The sequence below is a fragment of the Janthinobacterium svalbardense genome (genome assembly GCF_002327145.1).
Taxonomy (GTDB): Bacteria; Pseudomonadota; Gammaproteobacteria; order Burkholderiales; family Burkholderiaceae_D; genus Janthinobacterium; species Janthinobacterium tructae.
The window spans coordinates 4,616,265-4,637,696 of record NZ_CP023422.1; the positions used below are offsets into that span (position 1 = coordinate 4,616,265).

Annotated in this window: 22 protein-coding genes; 13 read left to right on the forward strand and 9 right to left on the reverse strand. The window is 62.5% G+C overall.

The annotated features are described in order from the left end of the window. Nucleotides 1-180: 180 nt before the first annotated feature. Nucleotides 181-1,443: a lysophospholipid transporter LplT gene (lplT, locus tag CNX70_RS20425; protein WP_096236536.1), complete on the forward strand. Its 1,263-nt coding sequence runs from the start codon at nucleotides 181-183 to the stop codon at nucleotides 1,441-1,443. 35 nt (nucleotides 1,444-1,478) lie between these two features. Here lplT and CNX70_RS20430 read toward each other — a convergent pair whose 3' ends face one another. Genes CNX70_RS20430 through tsaB form a run of 4 tightly spaced genes read right to left on the reverse strand, consistent with a single transcriptional unit; the run spans nucleotide 1,479 to nucleotide 4,495 of the window. Then, nucleotides 1,479-2,417, reverse strand: a complete 939-nt coding sequence (locus tag CNX70_RS20430; protein WP_096236538.1) for a DUF1853 family protein — start codon at nucleotides 2,415-2,417, stop codon at nucleotides 1,479-1,481. Beyond that, entirely contained in the window at nucleotides 2,410-3,267 is an 858-nt protein-coding gene (locus CNX70_RS20435) for a uracil-DNA glycosylase (protein WP_096236540.1), read from the reverse strand. The genes CNX70_RS20430 and CNX70_RS20435 overlap by 8 nt, the downstream gene beginning before the upstream one ends. After that, nucleotides 3,264-3,773: a ribosomal protein S18-alanine N-acetyltransferase gene (gene rimI / locus CNX70_RS20440; RefSeq protein ID WP_096236542.1), complete on the reverse strand. Its 510-nt coding sequence runs from the start codon at nucleotides 3,771-3,773 to the stop codon at nucleotides 3,264-3,266. The genes CNX70_RS20435 and rimI overlap by 4 nt, the downstream gene beginning before the upstream one ends. Next, nucleotides 3,770-4,495 carry a tRNA (adenosine(37)-N6)-threonylcarbamoyltransferase complex dimerization subunit type 1 TsaB gene (gene tsaB, locus CNX70_RS20445; RefSeq protein WP_167389700.1) on the reverse strand — a complete coding sequence of 242 codons (726 nt, stop codon included), beginning with the start codon at nucleotides 4,493-4,495 and terminating at the stop codon, nucleotides 3,770-3,772. The genes rimI and tsaB overlap by 4 nt, the downstream gene beginning before the upstream one ends. Before the next feature lie 225 nt (nucleotides 4,496-4,720). Here tsaB and dapC point away from each other — a divergent pair, with 225 nt between their 5' ends. The 9 genes from dapC to CNX70_RS20490 all read left to right on the forward strand — a co-directional run bounded on the left by dapC (nucleotide 4,721) and on the right by CNX70_RS20490 (nucleotide 14,635). Beyond that, on the forward strand, nucleotides 4,721-5,950 hold the full coding sequence (dapC, locus tag CNX70_RS20450; RefSeq protein ID WP_096236544.1) for a succinyldiaminopimelate transaminase: 1,230 nt from the start codon (nucleotides 4,721-4,723) through the stop codon (nucleotides 5,948-5,950). Nucleotides 5,951-5,967: 17 nt separating this feature from the next. Then, nucleotides 5,968-6,795 (forward strand): 2,3,4,5-tetrahydropyridine-2,6-dicarboxylate N-succinyltransferase, encoded by an 828-nt coding sequence (dapD, locus tag CNX70_RS20455; RefSeq protein ID WP_070223998.1) that lies wholly within the window; start codon nucleotides 5,968-5,970, stop codon nucleotides 6,793-6,795. A gap of 121 nt (nucleotides 6,796-6,916) precedes the next feature. Further along, nucleotides 6,917-8,464: an FAD-dependent monooxygenase gene (locus tag CNX70_RS20460; protein ID WP_096236546.1), complete on the forward strand. Its 1,548-nt coding sequence runs from the start codon at nucleotides 6,917-6,919 to the stop codon at nucleotides 8,462-8,464. 114 nt (nucleotides 8,465-8,578) lie between these two features. Then, nucleotides 8,579-9,286 (forward strand): hypothetical protein, encoded by a 708-nt coding sequence (locus CNX70_RS20465; RefSeq protein ID WP_096236548.1) that lies wholly within the window; start codon nucleotides 8,579-8,581, stop codon nucleotides 9,284-9,286. 10 nt (nucleotides 9,287-9,296) lie between these two features. After that, entirely contained in the window at nucleotides 9,297-9,905 is a 609-nt protein-coding gene (locus CNX70_RS20470; protein ID WP_157751188.1) for an RES family NAD+ phosphorylase, read from the forward strand. Between the two features lie 149 nt (nucleotides 9,906-10,054). Continuing rightward, nucleotides 10,055-10,411, forward strand: coding sequence for an ArsC family reductase (locus CNX70_RS20475; protein ID WP_096236552.1), 357 nt, complete (start codon nucleotides 10,055-10,057; stop codon nucleotides 10,409-10,411). A gap of 34 nt (nucleotides 10,412-10,445) precedes the next feature. Continuing rightward, a complete protein-coding gene (gene dapE / locus CNX70_RS20480; RefSeq protein WP_096236554.1) occupies nucleotides 10,446-11,582 on the forward strand; it encodes a succinyl-diaminopimelate desuccinylase in 1,137 nt (378 codons plus the stop codon). Between the two features lie 54 nt (nucleotides 11,583-11,636). Continuing rightward, entirely contained in the window at nucleotides 11,637-12,527 is an 891-nt protein-coding gene (prmB, locus tag CNX70_RS20485) for a 50S ribosomal protein L3 N(5)-glutamine methyltransferase (RefSeq protein ID WP_096236556.1), read from the forward strand. Nucleotides 12,528-12,631: 104 nt separating this feature from the next. Continuing rightward, nucleotides 12,632-14,635 (forward strand): ATP-binding cassette domain-containing protein, encoded by a 2,004-nt coding sequence (locus CNX70_RS20490; protein ID WP_096236558.1) that lies wholly within the window; start codon nucleotides 12,632-12,634, stop codon nucleotides 14,633-14,635. Nucleotides 14,636-14,676: 41 nt separating this feature from the next. On the opposite strand, the gene CNX70_RS20495 is transcribed toward CNX70_RS20490, so the two are convergent. After that, nucleotides 14,677-15,147, reverse strand: coding sequence for a chemotaxis protein CheW (locus CNX70_RS20495; RefSeq protein ID WP_096236560.1), 471 nt, complete (start codon nucleotides 15,145-15,147; stop codon nucleotides 14,677-14,679). Nucleotides 15,148-15,343: 196 nt separating this feature from the next. Here CNX70_RS20495 and arfB point away from each other — a divergent pair, with 196 nt between their 5' ends. Continuing rightward, entirely contained in the window at nucleotides 15,344-15,742 is a 399-nt protein-coding gene (arfB, locus tag CNX70_RS20500; protein WP_034779396.1) for an alternative ribosome rescue aminoacyl-tRNA hydrolase ArfB, read from the forward strand. A 3-nt stretch (nucleotides 15,743-15,745) separates the two neighbouring features. Here the strand turns inward: arfB and CNX70_RS20505 are convergent, their stop codons facing one another. Continuing rightward, nucleotides 15,746-17,605: a flagellar assembly protein A gene (locus CNX70_RS20505; protein WP_244198887.1), complete on the reverse strand. Its 1,860-nt coding sequence runs from the start codon at nucleotides 17,603-17,605 to the stop codon at nucleotides 15,746-15,748. A 161-nt stretch (nucleotides 17,606-17,766) separates the two neighbouring features. Beyond that, nucleotides 17,767-18,156 (reverse strand): hypothetical protein, encoded by a 390-nt coding sequence (locus CNX70_RS20510; protein ID WP_096236564.1) that lies wholly within the window; start codon nucleotides 18,154-18,156, stop codon nucleotides 17,767-17,769. A gap of 264 nt (nucleotides 18,157-18,420) precedes the next feature. Between CNX70_RS20510 and ompR the strand changes: the two genes are divergently transcribed. Together ompR and CNX70_RS20520 are read left to right on the forward strand one after the other, a co-directional pair. Then, the gene (gene ompR, locus CNX70_RS20515; protein ID WP_244199194.1) at nucleotides 18,421-19,122 is read left to right on the forward strand and encodes an osmolarity response regulator transcription factor OmpR; all 702 of its coding nucleotides are present in this window, start codon (nucleotides 18,421-18,423) and stop codon (nucleotides 19,120-19,122) included. A 13-nt stretch (nucleotides 19,123-19,135) separates the two neighbouring features. Continuing rightward, nucleotides 19,136-20,494: a sensor histidine kinase family protein gene (locus tag CNX70_RS20520; protein ID WP_096236568.1), complete on the forward strand. Its 1,359-nt coding sequence runs from the start codon at nucleotides 19,136-19,138 to the stop codon at nucleotides 20,492-20,494. A 31-nt stretch (nucleotides 20,495-20,525) separates the two neighbouring features. Here the strand turns inward: CNX70_RS20520 and CNX70_RS20525 are convergent, their stop codons facing one another. Continuing rightward, the gene (locus tag CNX70_RS20525; RefSeq protein WP_096236570.1) at nucleotides 20,526-21,008 is read right to left on the reverse strand and encodes an Imm26 family immunity protein; all 483 of its coding nucleotides are present in this window, start codon (nucleotides 21,006-21,008) and stop codon (nucleotides 20,526-20,528) included. A gap of 93 nt (nucleotides 21,009-21,101) precedes the next feature. Further along, nucleotides 21,102-21,407 carry a ferritin family protein gene (locus CNX70_RS20530; RefSeq protein ID WP_244198888.1) on the reverse strand — a complete coding sequence of 102 codons (306 nt, stop codon included), beginning with the start codon at nucleotides 21,405-21,407 and terminating at the stop codon, nucleotides 21,102-21,104. Nucleotides 21,408-21,432 lie beyond the last annotated feature (25 nt).

Consider the following 21,432-nt stretch of genomic DNA (forward strand, 5'->3'; position numbering starts at 1 on the left):
TGCCCACGATCGTGTGCAGAGGACATCATTTACAAAATGCTCACATGTGATGTATTTTTCTACGGCAGAAAAATTAAGCTTCGCTTAGGCAAGACTATGCAAAGCGACCCCGCCCAAACTTGGGGTTTGCCGTTTTTTCGTGGTATAAAGCAAGCCAGATATGATTTCAGGCAATCCAGAATGAATCGTGGTTTTTATACCATCATGGCGGCGCAGTTCTTTTCCTCGCTGGCAGATAACGCCCTCTTTTTTGTCGCCGTCGATTTATTGGTGTCCATGAAATCCCCGGCGTGGATCACGCCGCTGCTCAAATTGTCGTTCGTACTGTTTTACGTGCTGTTGGCCGCTTTTGTCGGCGCCTTCGCGGATGCATTGCCGAAAGGCAAGGTCATGTTCATCGCCAACATGGTCAAGATCTTCGGCTGCGCCCTCGTCTTCTTCCATATACACCCGCTGCTGGCCTACGCCGTCGTGGGTTTTGGCGCGGCCGTGTATTCACCCGCCAAGTACGGCATCCTGACGGAACTGCTGCCACCGGAAAAGCTCGTCGCGGCGAATGGCTGGATCGAAGGCTTGACCGTCACCTCCATCATCCTCGGCACCGTCATGGGCGGCGCGCTTGTCAGCGGCCACGTGTCCGACATGCTGCTGTCGATCGACATCCCGCTGATCGACACGGGCATCGCCAACAAGACGGAAGCGGCCCTGTGCGTGGTGGTGGGCATTTATGTGCTGGCAACCCTGGCCAACCTGAAGATTCCCGACACGGGCTGCGTGTATGCGCATCAGGAACGCAATCCTATCAAACTGATCACCGATTTTGCCAATTGCTATTCCATCCTGTGGAAAGACAAGCTGGGCCAGATCACTCTGGCCGTGACGACCCTGTTCTGGGGCGCTGGCGCCACCTTGCAACTGATCGTGCTGGAATGGGCCAAGCAGTCGCTGAACATGCCGTTCGACAAGGCCACCAGCCTGGTGGGCGTGGTCGCCATCGGCGTGGCCGCCGGCGCCGTGCTGTCGGCGCGTTTCATCCCGCTGCGCAAGTCGCTGACCGTCATTCCGCTGGGCATCGCCATGGGCGTGATCGTCATGATGATGACGCAAGTGCACTCCGTGTGGATCGCCTACCCGCTGCTGATACTGATCGGCGCACTGTCCGGCTTCTTCGTCGTGCCCATGAATGCCCTGCTGCAACACCGCGGCCACGTCCTGATGAGCGCGGGCCATTCCATCGCCGTGCAGAACTTCAATGAAAACCTGTCGATTCTCACCATGCTGGCCGTATATTCCATCATGATCCGCCTGCACCTGCCGCTCAATATCATCATCACCCTGTTCGGCCTGTTCGTCGCCGGCACCATGTACATGATCATGCGCAGGCACAAGCTGAACCAGTTGGAACACGACAGTCTGTCCTTGATCGGCGAGCATAAGCATTAATTTGGGGGTCAGACCCGGCGGGTCTGACCCCAGCATTACGCTGGCAGCAAACCAGCCAGCCGCCGCGCCGCAGCCTGCTGCGTCCAGTCATGGGGCACGACAAAACCGCGCGTGCGCTCCACCTCCCAGCCTTCGACATGGTCCACCGTGGCCACCATCACCGGTTGCGCCAGATCAGACAACTGCGCGCGCAAGGTATCGACGTCCAGCACTGCCACCTCGCGCCCCTTGAACGGCGCCAGCCATTGCAATCGCGGCAGCACGACATAGCGCTGCGCCGGCAATTGTGTTGGCGTGCACCAGAAGCCGTGTCCATGTTCCGGGGAAATACCATCCATGCCGGGCGTGGTGCCCGGAGCATAAAACAGCCAGCCCTTGACCAGCGCCTGCGCCGCGCGCACGGGCTGCGCCAGCAAGCTTTGCGCAGCCGGGTGGCGAGACAAGGCGAGTTGCTTGTCGAGAATCTTGCGCATCTTCAATCCCAAAGTGTCGGCCAGGTTGGGGCCGATCAAGTGGTTGAAGACACCGGGATCGGGCGCGCCTTCCAGCAGGTAGAACTTGGTGGCGAATTCCCAGTGCAGCAAACCATCTCCGTGACGCAGCAAGAAATCGAACTCGCCTACCGTGTCGTTGCGGTTCACCTGCACTTGCAAGCCATGCGCTTGCAATACACCATGCTGCTCAAAATAAAAGGCCAGCAGCTTTTCAGCGTACAGGCCCAAGCGGGAATAGAATTTCGGCCCCAATGCCGCATCGAGCGGCGACGGGTCATCTTGCAGCGCCCCGAGCCAGGCCGCCACGGCAGGCGTGACGGGAGGCAAGCTGGCGATGCGCCCGCCCCAGTGGGCGCTGGCCGGGTCGAGCAAGTCGGGCGAGTCGAGCAGCCAGGCCAGCGCCCGCACGCGGGGGTGCGTCAGATGGCCCCAGCGCTGCTCGAAGCGGACCTGGAAGGTGGCGACAGCCGTATCAACCACTGTGCGTGCTTTTCGCCAGGCACAGGTCGGCCCAGGCACGCGCCTTGGCCTTGCCCGTCTCGTCCTGCAGCAACATTTCCGGGTGAAAAGTAGCCACGACGGACGCGCTGCCCAGCTGGCGCACCTTGCCGCGTACGGGTTTTTCGCCGGGATTGATGCCGGCAGCGGTCATGGAACCGAGGGTGACGATGGTGCGCGGTTGCAGCAGGGCCAGTTCACGCTCGAAATACGGGCGGCAGGCGGCCGACTCTGATTCGGTGGGCAAGCGCTCCTGCCCCGCCTCGTCGAGCGGACGGCATTTCAGCAAGTGCGTGATGTACACGTCGCGGCCCGCTTCGAGGTCGATGGCTTTGAGCATATTGTCGAGCAATTTGCCCTGCTCGCCCGGCAGGGCGCGCCCTTCGCGCTCTTCCGCACGCGAGGGGCTGCTGGCCAGCATCAGCCAGGCGCCCTGGCGGTCGCCACGGCCCATGACGACGCCCTTGCGCGTCTTGCACAAGTCGCAGCGCGCGCATTTGGCGACGGCGGCCGTCAAGCCATCCCAGTCGAGCGTGGCGATATCGGCGTCACTGAGCTGCTTGACTGGCGCGGGTGCGGGCGCATCGTCGAACCAGGCCGTGTCGTCAGGGACGGGCGTAGCGGCAATGGCGACAAATGCCTCGACTTCCACGACTTCCACCTCGGCAAACACTTCGACCACGGCAGCAGGCGCAGCAAGCTCGGCCACGGCCACCGCCATCTCCACGGCAGCCTCGGCGGCGACATCAAGCGCCTCGGGTGCGGCGCCCTGGCGCAAGCGCCACAATGGGCCGACGCCCATTTCATCGAGGAAAACGGCGCTGCGGCTCATAAGGTATAACGCATCACGATGGCGTCCTCACGTTGCGAGTTGGCCGCCGGATAGTATCCCTTGCGCCGGCCGATCTGTTCAAATCCATAACGCTGATAAATATCGAGCGCGCGCGCGTTCGACGGGCGCACTTCCAGCAGCATCGATTCCATGCCCAGCTGGCGCGCACAGGCGCAGGACTGCTGCAGCAGGAAGCGGCCCAGTCCCTGGCCCTGGATGGCGCCTTCGACGGCCACATTCAGCAAGTGCGCCTCGTCGACCACCAGCATCAATAAAAAGTAGCCGAGCAGGGTGCCGTCCACGTCGCGCAAGACCCAGGCCGGGTAGCCACTCTTGAGCGAATCGACGAAGTTGCCGTGCGTCCAGGGATGTGGATACACGCGCTGTTCCAGCGCCAGCACTTCGACCAGGTCTGCTTCGAGCATCGGCTGATAGTCGAGGCGCAGCAAGTCCCAGCCTGCCGCGCTGTCGTCCTGCGTCACTGCATCCTTGCCCTCCTCCATCATTGCGCCGACTCCGCAGCGGCCTTGGCCAGTTGCATCTCGTGCCGTTCCGCGCTCGTATAGGCGATCTTGTTGCGTAAATACAAAGGCTGCGCCTCGGCCGCTGTCACGAACTGACCGGCGGCAAAGGCGATGCGCGCCAGCTGCGCCACTTGCACGGCGTGCGGCATGACGGCCGCGTCGGCCGTGGCGGCGCACGGCAGTGCGGCCAGCGCTTCGGCGTAGGCACCAAAACCGTTACCGCAGCCGACGACGTCGCCTTGCGGCGCCACGCCGGCCGGCGCGCTCAGAGCCGGTGGCAACACGGCCCGCAAGCCATCCTGGTAATCATATTGCGCCCAGTACACTTCGCCCATGCGGGCGTCGAGCACCGTCACGATGTGCTGTGCGCCATGCTGCTGGTGGCACGCGAGCGCCATGGCGTCGAGCGTGACGACGGGCACGACAGGCAGCTTGGCACCGTAGGCCAGGCCTTGCGCGATACCGCAGGCCGTGCGCACGCCCGTAAACGAGCCGGGACCGGAGCCGTAGGCGATGGCGTCCACGTCCGCCAGGGTCACGCCCGCTTCGGCCAGTAATTCCTGCACCATCGGCAAGATCGACTGGGAATGCGTACGCACGCCCGACGAGGCACGGGACAAGACGACATCGCCGCGCAACAAGGCGCAGGAAGCGAGTTCGGACGAAGTTTCAATAGCAAGCAGGGTGGGAAGTAAGATAGGCATGGCGTATTTTACCTTGCCGCGCCATGGTGCGGCACTCCCCGCTGCGGCATGCCTGGAGCAGCCGGACAGCGATCAGGCCGATGCGGCTTGCACAGCGGGCCCGCGAGGACGGCTATAATGAAAGACGCAGCTTATTAATTGACCGGCATCACCTCTGCCGCGCCAAGCAACTGTTCAGTAATCACTTAGCCACATCGCCTTTCCACTCTTGCCCTGGTCCGTTCCGTGAATCCACTTCTTGCTAAACTGCAACCATATCCATTCGAAAAGCTGCGCCAGCTGTTTGCCGGCGTGCCGGTCAACCCCGAGTATGCGCCCATCAGCCTGGGCATGGGTGAACCCAAGCATCCGACGCCGGCCTTCATCGAGCAAGCCTTGGTCGACAATATCCACGGCCTGGCCAGCTATCCGACCACCATCGGTTCGGAAGCCTTGCGTAGCGCCATCGCCGGCTGGCTGGAACGCCGCTATGGCATCCCCAAGCTCAATCCTGCCACGCAAATCCTGCCCGTGAACGGTTCGCGCGAAGCGCTGTTTGCGCTGGCGCAAACGGTGATCGATCCGTCGGCCGGCTCGCTGGTGATCAGCCCGAATCCGTTTTACCAGATCTATGAAGGCGCGGCCTACCTGGCTGGCGCCGAACCGTATTTCGTCAATTCCGATCCGGCGCGCAATTTCGGCTGCGACTACGACAGCGTGCCCGCCTCGGTATGGGAAAAGGTCAAGCTGCTGTTCCTGTGTTCGCCGGGCAACCCGACGGGCGCCGTGCTGACCCTGACGGACTGGGAACACCTGTTCGCCCTGTCCGAGCGCTACGACTTCGTCATCGCCGCCGACGAGTGCTATTCCGAAATTTACCACGGCGACACGCCCCCGCTGGGCGCGCTGCAGGCGGCGCACATGCTGGGCCTGTCCACCATCGAACGTCCGTATGCGCGCCTGGTGGTGTTTTCCAGCCTGTCGAAGCGCTCGAACGTGCCCGGCATGCGCTCGGGCTTCGTCGCCGGCGACGCGGAAGTACTGAAAAAATTCCTGCTCTACCGAACCTACCACGGCGGCGCCATGAGCCCTGCCGTGCAGGCGGCCTCCGTCGCGGCCTGGAACGACGAAACCCATGTCGAGGAAAATCGCGCCAAGTACCGCGCCAAGTTCGACGCCATCACGCCGCTGCTGCAAGCGGTGATGGACGTGCAATTGCCGGACGCCGGCTTCTACCTGTGGGCCGACGTCAGCCGCACGGGCCTGTCCGACACCGAATTCGCGCAACGCTTGTACGCCGAATATAATGTGACGGTATTGCCTGGCAGCTACCTGGCGCGCGACGCGCACGGCATCAATCCGGGCCGCAACCGCATCCGCATGGCCCTGGTGGCCGAAACGGCCGAAGGGCTGGAAGCGGCACTGCGCATAGTAAAATTCTGCCAGCAGCTTTCCGCATCCGCATCAACCAACTAAATATACAAGACATCATCATGAGCCAACAACTGCAAACCATCATCGACCAGGCCTGGGAAAACCGCGCCGAGATCAATCCGCGCAACGGCACGGCCGAACTGCGCGACGCCGTCTCCCACGTCATCAATGGCCTGGATAACGGCAGCATCCGCGTGGCGGAAAAAACCTCGGGCGACTGGGTCGTCAACCAGTGGGTCAAGAAAGCCGTGCTGCTGTCGTTCCGCCTGGAAGACAACGTCGTCCTGCCATCCGATGGCACGATGCAGTTCTACGACAAGGTGCCGACCAAGTTCGCCAACTACACCGCCGAAGACTTCGCCAAGGGCGGTTTCCGCGTGGTGCCGCCAGCCGTCGCCCGCCGTGGCAGCTTCATCGCCAAGAACGTCGTGCTGATGCCGTCCTACGTCAACATCGGCGCCTACGTCGATGAAGGCGCCATGGTCGATACCTGGGCCACCGTCGGCTCCTGCGCGCAGATCGGCAAGAACGTCCACCTGTCCGGCGGCGTCGGCATCGGCGGCGTGCTGGAACCGATGCAAGCGAACCCGACCATCATCGAAGACAATTGCTTCATCGGCGCCCGTTCGGAAATCGTCGAAGGCGTGATCGTCGAAGAGAACTCGGTCATCTCGATGGGCGTGTACATCGGCCAGTCGACCAAGATCTACGACCGCGCCACGGGCGAAGTGACCTACGGCCGCGTACCTGCCGGCTCCGTCGTGGTCTCGGGCAACCTGCCTTCGGAAGACGGCAAATACTCGCTGTACTGCGCCGTGATCGTCAAGCGCGTGGATGCAAAAACCCGCGCCAAGACCGGTATCAACGAACTCCTGCGCGGCATCTAATTACTGCGCTGTGAAGTATCAGTAAGGCCAGAATGTCCCGCCCCGGCGGGACATTTTCATTTCTGGCGAGCAACTTCAATCGTCCCGCCCCCGCTTCTCATCCTGTCCTATACTGGATGGCATGAATACTCCTCCCGTATTGATCGTCGGCGCCGGTCCTACCGGCCTCATGCTTGCCTTGCGCCTGGCACGCCATGGCGTCGATTGCCGCATCATCGATAAAAACAGCGGTCCGGGGCAGGCGTCGCGGGCCATGGCCGTGCATGCGCGCACCCTGGAGTTTTACCAGCAACTGGGCTTTGCCGACGAACTGATCGGCCTGGGCATCAAGATCAATGCCATGCACATCCACGAAGGCGGCGAGGAGCTGGTAAAACTGGCGCTGGGCGAGATCGGCGAGGGGCTGAGCCCCTACCCTTTCGTGCTGAGCCTGCCCCAGGACGAGCATGAACGCTTTCTTATCAGCAAGCTGGCGGCGGACGGCGTGCACGTGGAATGGAATGTGGCGCTGGACCTGTGGACGCAGGACGATAGCGAAGTGCAAGCCATCCTGCTCAAGGATGATGAGCGACAATATTGCACGTTTGACTATATCTGCGGCTGCGACGGCGCCCGCAGCAAGGTCCGCGAAATCGCCGGTGTCGACTTTTCCGGCGGTACCTACGACCACCTGTACTATGTTGCCGATGCGCAAGTGGCTGGCAACAATACGGATTTGCACGCCCACCTGGGCGCGAACTCTTTCGCCCTGATGCTGCCCGTGCGCACCAGCGGCATGCAGCGCCTGATCGGCATCCTGCCGGACCGTCCCGATGGCGCGCCGGCGCCCGTTTTCGACGATGTGCGCGGCGACGTGGAAACCCTGCTCGGCATCCAGGTCGAGCATGTGAACTGGTTTTCCACCTATAAAGCGCATCACCGCGTGGCGGCGCAGTTTCGCGCGCGGCGCTGCTTCATCCTCGGCGATGCGGCCCACCTGCACAGTCCCGTGGGCGGCCAGGGCATGAACACGGGCCTGGGCGACGCCGTCAACCTAGCGTGGAAACTGGCGCAAAAGCTGCATGGCCAGAGCAGCGACGCCCTGCTCGACACCTATGAAAGCGAGCGCATCGTGTTTGCCCGCAAGCTCGTCGCCACCACCGACCGCGCCTTCCAGGCCATCGTCGCGCAAGGCATGGCCGGGCAATTCCTGCGGCGCTGGCTGGTGCCGCATGCGCTGCCCTTCCTGTCCGGCTTCGGGCGAGCGCGCCGTTTGCTGTTCCAGACGGTGTCGCAAATCCAGATCAGCTATGAAGACAGCGCCCTTTCTGCGGGCCATGCGCAATATCTGCGCGGCGGTGACCGCCTGCCGTGGTTCTCGGACGGCACGCAAGACAACTTTACGGCCCTGCGCAGCATGGATTGGCAATTGCACATCTATGGCGAGCCGGCGCCCGAATTGCTGAACGAGGCCGGCGTGCTGAAACTGCCCGTGCATTGCTATACCTATAACGTGGCCGCCAAGCTAGCGGGCCTTGGGCGCGATGCGGCCTACCTGGTGCGCCCCGACGGCCACATCGCGCTGGCCCTGCACCAGCAGGAAAGCGGCGCCCTGCGTGCCCTGGCTTTGCGACTGGGCCTGCATTTCGGGCCGCAAGAGATGGACAAGGCGGCGCCACGGCCTGTGTAAGAAACAAGGCGCAGGTTTGTGCTGCATCAAGGCGGATAGATTTAATTTCCTTGCTTTGTTTGCTTTGTTTGACTTCGTGTCCTATGCTGAACTATGCGTTTCAAGGATATAACCATGTCGAACACACGCTCCCCTGCCAGCAATGACGACACCGGCACAATTGATGAGGCAGCCACCGAAACCGAACATGCCCCAGCCACACCCTCGCTGGCCAGGCAGTTGGCGGACACGCTGGCTGCCAGCGCCACTGGCTTGGGTTTCAACATTGCACAAGATACGTTCCAGGAAGCCTATGCATCGTTGCTCGACGCCGTGCCGCGCGACGACCGCCCCGCGCTGCTGGCGCAAATGCGGCGCGACCTCGATATCGTGGCCGAGCGCGAACTGAACCTGGCTTCAGGCAACGACGCGCAGACAGGCCACGTCAGCACCCGGCAATTCATGCGCGATCTGGAAGAGCAGGAACGGCAGCAGCGTGAAAAAGACCTGACCTCGCACAGCTTGCTGCCTGGCGCCGAATTGCGCGCCCGGCTGGAAGTCACGCCGCAGGCACTCAGTGCGGCACTCAAAGCCAGACGCCTGTTCGCCCTGCGCGGCGCTTCGGGTGAATATGTCTATCCGGCATTTTTCGCCGATCCCCGCCACGACCGCCACACCCTGGAAAAAATCAGCAAAATCCTCGGCGACTTGCCGGGCGCCGCCAAATGGGATTTTTTTACCATCCCGCGCCTGTCGCTGGGCGGCAAGTCACCGCTGGAAGCCTTGGCCAAAGGCAAACTTGATGCCGTGATAGCGGCCGCCCACGCCTACGCTGACGAATAGCACCGCGACCGTGGCAATCTTGCGCCTGCCCCGTCTGCCGCAACTGCCCACAGCGCTGCAGACGGTGCGCTGCGATCCCGCCACCTTGTACCGAGTTTCCGGCCATGCCACGGATGAGCCTTATTTTGGCAGGGCGAATACCTACCGCTTCGACGATCCCCACCCACAAGTAGCGGCCCGCTTCGGCACCTGCTACCTGGGCGCGTCGCTGGCCGTGGCGCTGGCCGAAACCCTGCTGCACGACCGCAACCCCATCCACAACCACTTCATGGTCGGCCTGGCCGTGATACAAGCACGCTTTGTCATTCGGCTCACGGGAGAAATGCTTATCCTGGCCAATTTGACGGGTGCCGCCCTCAGGAAGCTGGGCGACCACGCGGGACTCAGCGGCACGTCGTCGTATGCAACGACCAAAGCCTGGTCGGCGGCCATCCATGCGCATCCGGACGCGGTCGATGGCATGCTCTACATGTCGCGCCACAAGAATGATGAAACGGCACTGGTGCTGTTCCACCGCGCAGCGCCCAAGCTGGCGATGGCGTCCGCCACGCCGCTATCCGTCCATCCGGACTTCGGTCAGGTGGCCACGCAACTGGGCATCCGCAGCGCCTGGCCCTGAACCTGCCCAGAACATGCAACCGTGTTGCACTGCCGCATCGACTGCGCATCGACTGCGCATCGACAGTATAATGGCGGCTAGCATCGCATTTTTCCCTGGCGCAAGCGCCGCGATCAAGCGAACCGCATTCATTCCCCTTAACCCTACCCATGACGACCATTACACTCTACGGTATCCCCAATTGCGATACCGTCAAAAAAGCCCGCACCTGGCTGGCCGCGCAACAACTCGATTTCACCTTCCACGATTTCAAAAAGCAGGGCCTGGAACGCGCCACCGTCGAGGCATGGCTACAGCAATTGCCGTGGGATGTGCTGGTCAACAGGAAAGGCACGACCTGGCGCGCCCTGTCCGACGAGCGCAAAGCATCGATCACGGATGCGGCCAGCGCCCTGGAGCTGATGCTGGAAAACCCGTCCATCATCAAGCGCCCCGTGCTGGACAAGGATGGCAAGTTCAGCGTGGCGTTTTCAGATGCACAGTACGCAGCCATTTTCGGGCTGTAATTTTTACTTAGACAGAAGCACCCCGCTCTACACCATGACCACCTCCAAAACCCTCGCCCTGACCGAAAAACTGATCGCCCTGTCTTCGGTCACGCCCGATGACAAGGGCTGCCAGCAGCACCTGATCGACATCCTCACGCCGCTGGGCTTTGTCTGCGAGACGATACAGTCGAACGACGTCACCAATCTGTGGGCACGCCGTGGCACGACGTCCCCCGTGTTCGTCTTTGCCGGCCATACGGACGTGGTGCCCACGGGCCCCGTCGAGCAATGGCGCTCGCAGCCGTTCATCCCCACGCAGCGCGACGGCAAGCTGTACGGCCGTGGCGCGGCCGACATGAAGACCTCGATCGCCGCCATGGTGGTCGCTTGCGAGGAATTCATCGCCGCCACGCCCGAGCACACGGGTTCGATCGCTTTTTTGATCACCAGCGACGAGGAAGGCCCGGCCACGGACGGCACCGTCATCGTCTGCGACAAGTTGAAAGAGCGCGGCGAGCAGATCGATTATTGCCTGGTGGGCGAGCCGACGTCGAGCGCGCAGCTGGGTGACATGATCAAGAACGGCCGGCGCGGTTCGCTGTCGGGCCGGCTGACGATCAAGGGCGTGCAAGGCCATATCGCCTACCCGCACCTGGCAAAAAACCCGATCCATGAAGCGGCGCAGGCGCTGGCCGACCTGGTCGAGGAAAAATGGGATGCGGGCAACGAGTACTACCTGCCGACCTCGTGGCAAATGTCCAACATCAATGCGGGCACGGGCGCCAACAACGTGATTCCCGGCGACATGGTGATCGATTTCAATTTCCGCTTTTCCACGGCCAGCACGGCGGAAAACCTGCAGGAAAGAGTTCACGCCATCCTCGACAGGCATGACTTGCAATACGATATGCACTGGACCCTGAGCGGCCTGCCCTTCCTCACGCCACGCGGCACCCTCTCCGATGCGCTGTCGTCCGCGATTCACGCGGAAACGGGCATGGTGACGCAGCTGTCGACCACGGGCGGCACCTCGGATGGCCGGTTTATCGCGCAAATCTGCCCCCAAGTGATAGAATTCGGGCCGCCCAATGCCAGTATTCACAAGATCGACGAGCACATCGAACTGCGCCACATCGATCCCCTGAAGAATATTTACCGGCGCACGCTGGAGCATTTGCTGCCCGTCTGAACCAGCACCGAGGCCCGTCACGGCGGGCCAGAACACCGTCTTTTCGAGAATGCCATGACCCCGAACCCGTTTTCCACGCCACGCGACCTGCTGCGCTACGCCGTTACCCGTTTTAATACCGCCAAGCTGTTTTTCGGCCACGGCAGCGCCGAAGCGTTCGACGAAGCGGCCTATCTGATCCTGCACACGTTGAAGTTGCCGCTCGACAAGCTCGAACCGTTCCTCGACGCCAAGCTGCTGCCGTCGGAAATTGCCAGCGTGATGACGGTCATCGACCGCCGCAGCATCGACCGCGTGCCGGCCGCCTACATCACCAAGGAAGGCTGGCTGGGCACGTACAATTTCTATGTCGACGAGCGCGTGATCGTGCCCCGCTCCTTCATCGCCGAGCTGATTCCTGAATACTTTTCGCCATGGGTGGCGGAACCGGAAGCGGTGGAAAACATCCTGGAACTGTGCACCGGTTCGGGTTGCCTGTCGATCATGATGGCCGACGCCTTCCCCAACGCCGCAGTGGATGCGGTGGACATTTCCGCCGACGCGCTGGCCGTCGCCAAGCGCAACGTCGACACGTATAAATTACAGGACCGCGTCAACTTGATCGAATCGGACCTGTACACCAACGTGCCGGCCAAGAAATACGACTTGATCATCAGCAACCCGCCATACGTGAATTCCGCGTCGATGGGCACGCTACCCCAGGAATACCTGGCCGAACCGCAAATCGCTCTCGACGGCGGCAGCGACGGCATGGACCTGGTGCGCAAGATCATCGCCGGCGCGGCCGAACGCCTGACGGACGACGGCATCCTGATGATTGAAATCGGCAATGAACGCGCCTACGCGGAAGCGGCCTTCGGCGAGCTGGGCCTGACCTGGCTGACGACCAGCGCTGGCGACGACATGGTATTCCTGCTGACGGCCGAGCAGCTCAAGCTGGGTTAATTGACAAACGCACGACCTCACTCAACCCAACAGCAAATGCTGGGGTCGTACCCTCAGGGTACGACCCCAGGTTTCCGCCTTTGGGTTAAAACACAAAGAAAAAAATGATACGTTTCCTACAAGTAAGCCTGATGCGCGGCATCAAACCGTTGCTCGAACAAGTCGATGTCACCCTCAATCCGGGCGACAAGATCGGCCTGATCGGCGCCAATGGCGCGGGCAAATCGAGCCTGTTCGCCATGATGCGTGGCGAATTGCACCCTGACCAGGGCGAGATCGATTTCCCCGCCAAATGGCGCGTGGCTTACGTGGCGCAGGAAACGCCGCCGCTGGACCGTGCCGCGCTCGACTACGCGATCGATGGCGACATCACCCTGCGCAAACTGGAAGCGGAGCTGGCGCATCTCGAGTCGCAACCGGAAAGCACGGAAAACGGCATCGCCATCGGCAACATGTACAGCGCGCTGGCCGATGCCGACGCCTACACCGTACAGTCGCGCGGCGAGCAGTTGCTGCTGGGCCTGGGCTTCACGCTGGACCAGATGCAGCAACCGGTCGCCAGCTTCTCGGGCGGCTGGCGCATGCGGCTGAACCTGGCGCAAGCGCTGATGTGTCCGTCCGACCTGCTGCTGCTCGATGAACCGACCAATCACCTGGATCTGGACGCCATCATCTGGCTGGAAGACTGGCTCAAGCGCTATGCCGGCACCTTATTAATCATTTCCCATGACCGCGACTTCCTCGATGAAGTGGTCAACGTCGTCGTGCATATCGACGAACGCAAGCTGAAACGCTACTCGGGCAACTATTCGAGCTTCGAGCGCCAACGCGCGGCGCAGATGATCCTGGCCGCCGGCGCGCTGGAAAAGCAGCAGCGCAAGCGTGCCCACCTGGAATCGTTCGTGAACCGCTTCAAGGCGCAAGCCTCGAAAGCGCGCCAGGCGCAAAGCCGCATGAAGGCGCTGGCGAAGATGGAAGAGCTGGCGCCCTTGCGCGCCGCCGCCGAATTCTCGTTCGAATTCCGCGAGCCCTTGAGCGCGCCGAACCCGCTGATGGTGATGGAAGACGTCGACGCGGGCTACAAGATCGAAAACGAAGCGACGGGCGAAATCACGCATAAAACCATCGTCAACGGCATCAAGTTTTCACTGCAGATCGGCCAGCGCATCGGCTTGCTGGGCCAGAACGGCGCCGGCAAGTCGACGCTGATCAAGACCATCGCCGGCGAACTGATGCCGCTGACGGGCGACGCCACCATGGGCAAGGGCCTCAACATCGGCTACTTCGCCCAGCACCAGGTGGAAATGCTGCGCCACGACGAATCGCCACTGTGGCATCTGTCGAAGATCGCCCCTACCGTGCGCGAGCAGGAACTGCGCAACTTCCTGGGCGGCTTCAACTTCCCCGGCAACATGGTCACCGCCTCGATCGCCCCATTTTCGGGCGGCGAAAAAGCCCGCCTGGCCCTGGCCCTGATCGTCTGGCAGCGTCCGAACCTGCTGCTGCTCGATGAACCGACCAACCATCTGGATCTGGAAACGCGCGAAGCGCTGACGGAAGCGCTGGCGCAGTTCGAAGGCACCTTGGTCGTCGTTTCCCATGATCGCCATTTGCTGCGCGCCACCACCGACGAATTCATCATCGTGGCCGACGGCAAGCTGCAACCGTTCGACGGCGACCTGGACGATTACAAGGATTGGCTGTTCAAGACCAAGCTGGGCAAGGGCACGGACGTGCTGCCGGCCGCCGGCAAGGCCAACAAGACGGACTTCCCTGTGACGTCTTCCATACCTTCGCCGGCAGCGGTAGCCGCCGCCCCTGCCGCGCCCGTGCGCGACAAGCGCCAGGAAGCGGAAGACCGCCAGAAGGCCGCCGCCCTGCGCAAGCCGATCGAAAACAAGATCAAGCGCCAGGAAGAGCAGATCGCCAAGCGCAACGCGCAAAAGGCGGAAACGGAAGCCAAGCTGGGCGAACCGACCATCTACGACGCCGCCAACAAGGCCAAGCTGAAGCAATTGCTGGCCGACCAGACCTTCTTCACCAAGGACCTGGCGCAACTGGAAGCGGAATGGCTCGATTTGCAGGATCAGCTGGAAAAGCTCGGTTAATCAGGCAACGACAAGAGACGACCTCCGGGTCGTCTTTTTTTTCAGGCCGCCTGCATGGGGCTGGGGCTGCGGATGGCCATCAGGCGGTCGATGTCGACGAGGATCAATCTGCGTCCCGCCAGCGTGCCCAGGCCCAGCAGATAATCGGCTTCCGCCGCGCCCAGGCCGGGAACGGCGGCGATGTCGCTGGCGGCCAGGCTGACGATGTCGGTGACGCCATCGACCACCATGCCCATCACGCCATTACTCAGCTGCAAGATGATCACGTCGGTGGACGGGTCGGGCGTACCCTGGGCGCTGCCGAACGCGGCGCGCATGTCGACGATGGGGATGATCACGCCGCGCGAGACGGCCACGCTGCGCAGCACCTCCCCTTCCGAGGAAAAACGGTCGAGTTCCTTCAGCGGGCGCAATTCCCGCACACAGCGGTAATCGAGGCCGTATTCCAGGCCGCCCAACCGGAAGCTCAGGTATTGGGCCGTTGCGGAGTCAGGCGTCGTCGTGGGCTGCATGGTGTTCCTTTCATCCGGTAAGCGCTGCCAGGATGCGCAGTGGCGCAACGTTGGCCCCATGCTAACCAGCATCACCGCAGGCGGCGTTGAGAAACATCAACTTTCCCGGAAGGCATGCGTACTCTCACTGCCCAGGCTTGCGCCGGCGCAGCCATCTTCCCTTACAATACCCACATCGTTTCCCCACAGGCAGGCCATGCAACACCTCGTCAATCCCGCTGAAGTTGAATTTTCCGCCATCCGCGCCCAAGGGCCGGGCGGGCAGAACGTCAACAAGGTGTCCAGCGCCATCCATTTGCGCTTCCCCATCGCCGCCTCGTCGCTGCCGGAAGCGTACAAGGAGCGGCTGCTGGCCCTGCGCGACAGCCGCATCAGCAAGGATGGCGTGCTGGTGCTCAAGGCGCAGCAGTCGCGCAGCCAGGAGCAGAACAAGGAAGAAGCCTTGCGGCGCTTGCAGGAAATCATCGACAGCGTGACTTTCCTGCCCGCCGTGCGCCGCGCCACCAAGCCCACGCGCAGCTCGCAGCGGCGCCGCCTCGACAGCAAGAGCACGCACAGCGTGCTCAAGCAATCACGTGGCAAGGTGATCGACTAAGCGTTACGGCGGCGGTGCATACGTCCAGTCCAGGCTGCCTGTGCTGTCCGCAAACACGCTCTGCGTGGCCGGCGTGGCGCTGCGCAACAGCGCCTTGATCTCCTTCGGCGGCCGGTCGTAGACCTTGGCCGGCCCGGGCGGCACGACCATGGCGCGCACCGCCGTTTCACCGTCGACCAGTCCCAGGCTGCAGCGCGACTGGCCGGCCGTCGCCTGGCGCTGCTGGCGCACTTGCGCCACCAGGGCCAGCATTTGCGCCTGCAGGATTTCCGACTGTTTCACTTCCACCCGCAGGCGCGCCACTTCCTTCAATACGGGGGCGATGCGTGCCGCCAGCTTGTCGTACTGCAGCTGCTGCGCCGGCTGCAGCTGCAGCTCGCCGCGCCGCAGCTGGCCCGCCAGGGTCAGGTAGTTGCGCACTTCTGGCAAGTGCGCAATGGCATCGATTTCCTGCTGGCGCTTGTGCTGCAGCTGCTGGTAGTGCGCGGCCCTGGCCAGGCTTTCCGCGATCTGTTGGTCCAGCACGCTCAAATCGGGCACCAGCGGGAACAGCAGCATCTCCACCTGCTTGCGCGGACCGGCGCTGCCGATGCGGATGGTGCGTGCCGCCACGGCGCAGCCTTCGGCCAGCTCGATGACGACCTCGTCGGCGATGATCTCGCAATTGCTGGCATGCTCGATCACCACGCGCGTGCCGGCGATGACGCAGCTTTCCGCGCGCTTCATGTGGACTTCGCCGCTCAGCGCCTGCAGCACGGAACCGGAAGCGACGCCCTCGACGCGCACGTCGCCGTGCTCGTTGAAGGCCGTGCCGCCCACCAGGTTGCGCTGTAACAGGATCAGCCCGCCATGCGAGTGCAGGTGGCCATACACGTCACCATGGATGGTGATGTCGCTGCCGTCGAGCTGGCGCTGCTCCTGCACTTCGCCATATTCTTCATACGCGGCCCGCAGCTTCAAATTGCCCGTGGTGCGGCTGCTGACGCCCTCGCGGCTGACGATCTTGTTTTCGATGGAGAGCTTGCCGTGCGCATCGACATTCACATAGCCATCCTGAGTGGCGACCACGTAATCGCCATCGCTGAAGCGCTCGACCGCCGTGCCCACCCCTGCCACCGCCGCCGGGTCCAGCTCCAGCGGCGCGGGCGGCGGCAGCAGTGTGCCGTCCAGGTCGTAGCCGGGCGAGCCGGGGGCACCGGGCAACAGCCGCAGCAGGCGCGCATATTTTTTTACTTGCGGAAAACGGTTCTTGAAACTGAGCAAATCCAGGCGACCATCGGAGCGTTCGCGCGGCGCATCGTCGCGGTGGATACCTTGCGACACTTCGACCAGCTGGGCGTCGCGCCCCGGCTGTGGCGCCAGTGCGCGCGCCACCGTGATGCGCTCGGCCTTGCCGCTGCCGAGAATGGCGCGCACGGCCGCACCATCGATGCCATAGCGCACGCCCTTGCACCACAGGTCGGCCACCAGCTCGTCAAACTCGCGGCGCGCCGGCACCTGGCCATCCGCGTCAGGCGACAACGCTTCAAAGTAGAACTCGGCGCTGTCGCCGCGAATCTTGATTTGTTTATACAGCGCACGGCGCTGGGGCGGAAATGGCGCCACGCGTGCGGCAATGCGCAGCAAGGCATCGCTCTTGGGCGCGGCGCGGGGCGCGGGGGCATGGAACAGGGTCAGCAGGAACAAGGCGTAGTCGAGACCGGCCAGCAGCTGCCCCGACTGGAACAGCTGGTCGATGGCGACGCGCAACTGTGCGGGCGCCAGGGACAGGTCCAGACACACGCCCTCGTCGCGCTGCACCAGGCCGCGCGGCAAGCTGCCTGCGGGGACCGCCTCAGGAACGGGTGTGTCGTCGTCGCTCACCACTTGCCTCCCCAAAACCAGGAATTGTCTCAGTGCACTAGAACAATATCACGGGGCGTGGCGGCGTGCCTGACTGAGCAACAATGTTGGTGGGCAGATGCCAACAGGGCCATGTCTTGCGAGATGGCCCTGTTGGATGGGGGTGCGCGATGTCTAAATAATTAGCGGCGTGGAGGATTCGAGTAAATATCCTGGCCCACTTCGTTGATCTGGCGGCGCAGGTCGCGGCGCTCGTCGGGCGTCATGCGGCCCGTGCGGCGCGAGGCGTCGGCGCCTTCGCTGGCGCGGCGCTGCTCTTCGGCGCGCGTGTCAAAACTGCGTGTGTCACGCTGTTCGCGCAGTCGCGTATCATTGCTATTGCTGCGCTGCACCTGTTCATAGCGCTGGGCCTGCACTTGCGGCTGGTCGTCACGGCGTGGCGGCGGCTGGTTTTGTGCCAGCGCCAGGCTGGCGGCAAACACGGAGCAAACGGCAAATGCGGACAGCACAGTCGTACGTGCGGCAATAGCTGCGCTGGGAGCGGTGTGAATTTTTTTAGTAAAGATATTCATTGAGTTCCTCTTCCGCGATGCCGCATAAACTTAAAGCTGATTTCCACTGTGGCCCCAGTGTATGATGCTTTACACGGTGCAGTAAGAGTAATTGGGTAAAGTTTGTAACACTTTGTAATGGGTCGCCATCACCCCTTGCCGACGCAGCGCGAGGCGTTACTATAGCAACTAATATAAGATAACACGACACCTTAAATGACCACAACCTCCACTTCCGGCAGCAACACGCCTACGCAATCGATCCACGGCCACCAGGCAAAAATCATGGTGGTCGATGACGATGTGCGCCTGCGCGACTTGCTGCGCCGCTACCTGACCGAACAGGGTTTCAATGTCTTCACGGCAGAGAGCGCGACGGCCATGAACAAGCTGTGGCTGCGCGAACGCTACGACTTGCTGGTGCTCGATTTGATGCTGCCCGGCGAAGACGGCCTGTCGATCTGCCGCCGCCTGCGCGGCGCGGGCGACCAGACGCCGATCATCATGCTGACGGCCAAGGGCGAGGACGTGGACCGTATCGTGGGCCTGGAAATGGGCGCCGACGACTACCTGCCAAAACCGTTCAACCCGCGTGAACTGGTGGCCCGCATCGGCGCCGTGCTGCGCCGCAAGGGTCCCGATGAAATCCCGGGCGCACCGTCGGAAACGCCGCAAACCTTTGAATTCGGCAACTTCGTGCTGGACCTGGGCACGCGCACATTGAAAAAGAGTGGCGAAACGGTGCCGCTGACCACCGGTGAATTTTCTGTGCTGAAAGTGTTTGCCCGCCATGCGCGCCAGCCGCTGTCGCGCGAAAAACTCATGGAACTGGCGCGCGGCCGCGAATACGAAGTGTTCGACCGCAGCCTGGATGTGCAAATCTCGCGCCTGCGCAAACTGATCGAACCCGATCCGTCGAGCCCGCTGTTCATCCAGACAGTGTGGGGCCTCGGCTACGTATTCATCCCGGACGGACAGCCGCGCTGATCGCAGGCGAGGCATGATGAAGCTTGTTCCCGATATCAGCCTGGCACGGCTGAAAAGCGGCTTGTTCTGGCGCACCTTTTTGCTGCTCGGCACCTTGACAACGGTCAGCATGATCACCTGGATCGGCATGATTTCCGTCATCCAGCGTGAGCCGCAGGCGCAGCAGATTTCCGCCCAGATCATTTCCGTCGTCACCATCACGCATGCGGCACTGACGCACTCGGCGCCCGAGCTGCGGCGCGAGCTGCTGTTCGACCTCGTCAGTAATGAAGGCATCCGCATCTTCTCGCTGGAAGAGGACGACCGCATCGAGCCGCCGCCCGACAATTACCTGATGCCCGAGATCGAGGCGCAGGTGAAAGCCAAGCTGGGCAAGGATACGCGCTTTTCCGCGCGCGTCAACGGCGTGGCCGGTTTCTGGGTCAGCTTCAAGATCGACGACGATGAATACTGGCTGATGCTGGACCGCGAGCGCCTGCGTGGCCTGACGGGCTTCCAGTGGCTGGGCTGGGCCAGCCTGGTGTCCCTGCTGTCCCTGCTGGGAGCGGCCATCATTTCCAGCCTGATCAATCTGCCGCTGTCGCGCTTGACGGCGGCCGCACGCGACATCGCCAAGGGCAAGCAGCCGGCGCCGCTGCCGGAAAAAGGCCCGATCGAAATCATCGAGGCGAACCGCAGCTTCAACCAGATGGTCGATGATTTGAAGCAGGTGGAATCAGACCGTGCCGTGATTTTGGCCGGCATTTCGCACGACTTGCGCACGCCGCTGGCGCGCATGCAGTTGGAAGTGGAAATGGCCAACCTGTCGGACGAGGCGCGCGAAGGCATCCAATCCGATATCGGGCAAATGGACGCCATCATCGGCCAGTTCCTCGACTATGCCAAGCCGACGGAAACGTCGAGCTTTACGGATGTGGACCTGAGCGGCTTGCTGCTCGACATGACGCGCGAAGCGATGCGCCTGCCGGACGTGAAAATCAACGCCAGCATCGCCGAAGGCGCGCATGCGATGGGCAACCCCACCGACTTGCGCCGCGTGCTGAACAACCTGATCGAGAATGCGCGCCGCTATGGCAAGACGCCGGAAAGCGACGTGACGGAAATCGATATCGCCTGCCATGTGCGCACCAGCCACGGCGCGAAAAAGGTGATTATCGAGGTGCAAGACCACGGCACGGGCGTGCCGACAGAAAAGATAGAGCAACTGATGAAACCGTTCACCCGCCTCGACACGGCGCGCGGGCAGGCAAATGGCGCCGGCCTGGGCCTGGCCATCGTCGACCGCGTGCTGCTGCGCCACGGCGCCGAATTGCAGGTGCGCAACCGCGAGGGCGGCGGCCTGGCGTTTCAGATCAGCTTGCCAGCGGCGTAGGTCGGATTACGGCCTTGCGGCCTAATCCGACCTACGCTGCCGACGCCGCTTCCTGCGCCAGCAATTTATTCATCAACAATTCCGTCGCCCCATAGCCGTACAGGGAATCGCTTTCCATGCCCGGCGTATCGAAGGGGATCGACTCCTCACGGTTCAGCTTGGCAGGATCGGCATCCGCATAGCTGGCGCGCCAGGCGCGCTGCAAGGATTCATTGCGGCGGATAAAGGCCGGCATGGGCCAGGTATCGCGCTCCCAGTGGGGGCTGTCGCCCAGCAGGGGCCAGCGCTCGTTGAGCAGGGCCATGTCGCCCGTGCGCAGGCGGCGCACGGCCTGTTCCGGCCGCAAGCCTTCCAGTTCTTCCAGCGCAGGCAGGCTGTCGCGCTTCGGCCCGAACATATACGCCAGCATGATGCGCCCGGCGGGCGCGCGGCGCGCCACCACGCCGACGGCATAGCCGCCGCCCGGCAAGGGCACAGCAAACCAGCTGCCTTCCCGGTATGGTAATGATTTCATTTCTGCAAACTCCCCCAAAATCGTGTTCGGGGCACAGTCTACGCGAAGCAAGGGCTATGTGGCGCATGGTACGCCACAGCAACAAACCAATAGTTACACTATTTTCTCGTCATAGTGATACTGAGCAACAATCGGCCCCGCCTTGAACAGCGCTTCCTTCATGGCCGTATCCAGGCGCGCGTCGCGGCGGCGCATCCATTCGAGCAGCATGGCCGCTTCCTTGCGGCTGGTGTCGCCCGCATGCGCGAGCACGCGGCGCAATTCCGGGTCCGTGCACGCCTCGAAACGCTGGCTGTTCAAGTCCAGCGCGTGCAGCGCGGCGATGGTGGCGCCGATGGCGCGATGCATGTCGAGTGCCGTGGCCGGCAAACCCGATTCTTCCAGTGAGACGGTGGTCATGCGCATTCCTTTTCGCGTGGTGGTG

Excerpts from the sequence above, each read along its gene's own strand:
- CNX70_RS20530 (WP_244198888.1), bottom strand. The coding sequence starts at position 21,407 with ATGACCACCGTCTCACTGGAAGAATCGGGTTTGCCGGCCACGGCACTC.
- CNX70_RS20490 (WP_096236558.1), top strand. The coding sequence starts at position 12,632 with ATGATACGTTTCCTACAAGTAAGCCTGATGCGCGGCATCAAACCGTTG.
- CNX70_RS20465 (WP_096236548.1), top strand. The coding sequence starts at position 8,579 with ATGTCGAACACACGCTCCCCTGCCAGCAATGACGACACCGGCACAATT.
- CNX70_RS20435 (WP_096236540.1), bottom strand. The coding sequence starts at position 3,267 with ATGAGCCGCAGCGCCGTTTTCCTCGATGAAATGGGCGTCGGCCCATTG.
- dapE (WP_096236554.1), top strand. The coding sequence starts at position 10,446 with ATGACCACCTCCAAAACCCTCGCCCTGACCGAAAAACTGATCGCCCTG.
- lplT (WP_096236536.1), top strand. The coding sequence starts at position 181 with ATGAATCGTGGTTTTTATACCATCATGGCGGCGCAGTTCTTTTCCTCG.
- CNX70_RS20495 (WP_096236560.1), bottom strand. The coding sequence starts at position 15,147 with ATGCAGCCCACGACGACGCCTGACTCCGCAACGGCCCAATACCTGAGC.
- ompR (WP_244199194.1), top strand. The coding sequence starts at position 18,421 with ATGGTGGTCGATGACGATGTGCGCCTGCGCGACTTGCTGCGCCGCTAC.
- CNX70_RS20475 (WP_096236552.1), top strand. The coding sequence starts at position 10,055 with ATGACGACCATTACACTCTACGGTATCCCCAATTGCGATACCGTCAAA.
- CNX70_RS20520 (WP_096236568.1), top strand. The coding sequence starts at position 19,136 with ATGATGAAGCTTGTTCCCGATATCAGCCTGGCACGGCTGAAAAGCGGC.
- prmB (WP_096236556.1), top strand. The coding sequence starts at position 11,637 with ATGACCCCGAACCCGTTTTCCACGCCACGCGACCTGCTGCGCTACGCC.
- dapD (WP_070223998.1), top strand. The coding sequence starts at position 5,968 with ATGAGCCAACAACTGCAAACCATCATCGACCAGGCCTGGGAAAACCGC.
- tsaB (WP_167389700.1), bottom strand. The coding sequence starts at position 4,495 with ATGCCTATCTTACTTCCCACCCTGCTTGCTATTGAAACTTCGTCCGAA.
- CNX70_RS20460 (WP_096236546.1), top strand. The coding sequence starts at position 6,917 with ATGAATACTCCTCCCGTATTGATCGTCGGCGCCGGTCCTACCGGCCTC.
- arfB (WP_034779396.1), top strand. The coding sequence starts at position 15,344 with ATGCAACACCTCGTCAATCCCGCTGAAGTTGAATTTTCCGCCATCCGC.
- CNX70_RS20510 (WP_096236564.1), bottom strand. The coding sequence starts at position 18,156 with ATGAATATCTTTACTAAAAAAATTCACACCGCTCCCAGCGCAGCTATT.
- rimI (WP_096236542.1), bottom strand. The coding sequence starts at position 3,773 with ATGATGGAGGAGGGCAAGGATGCAGTGACGCAGGACGACAGCGCGGCA.
- CNX70_RS20525 (WP_096236570.1), bottom strand. The coding sequence starts at position 21,008 with ATGAAATCATTACCATACCGGGAAGGCAGCTGGTTTGCTGTGCCCTTG.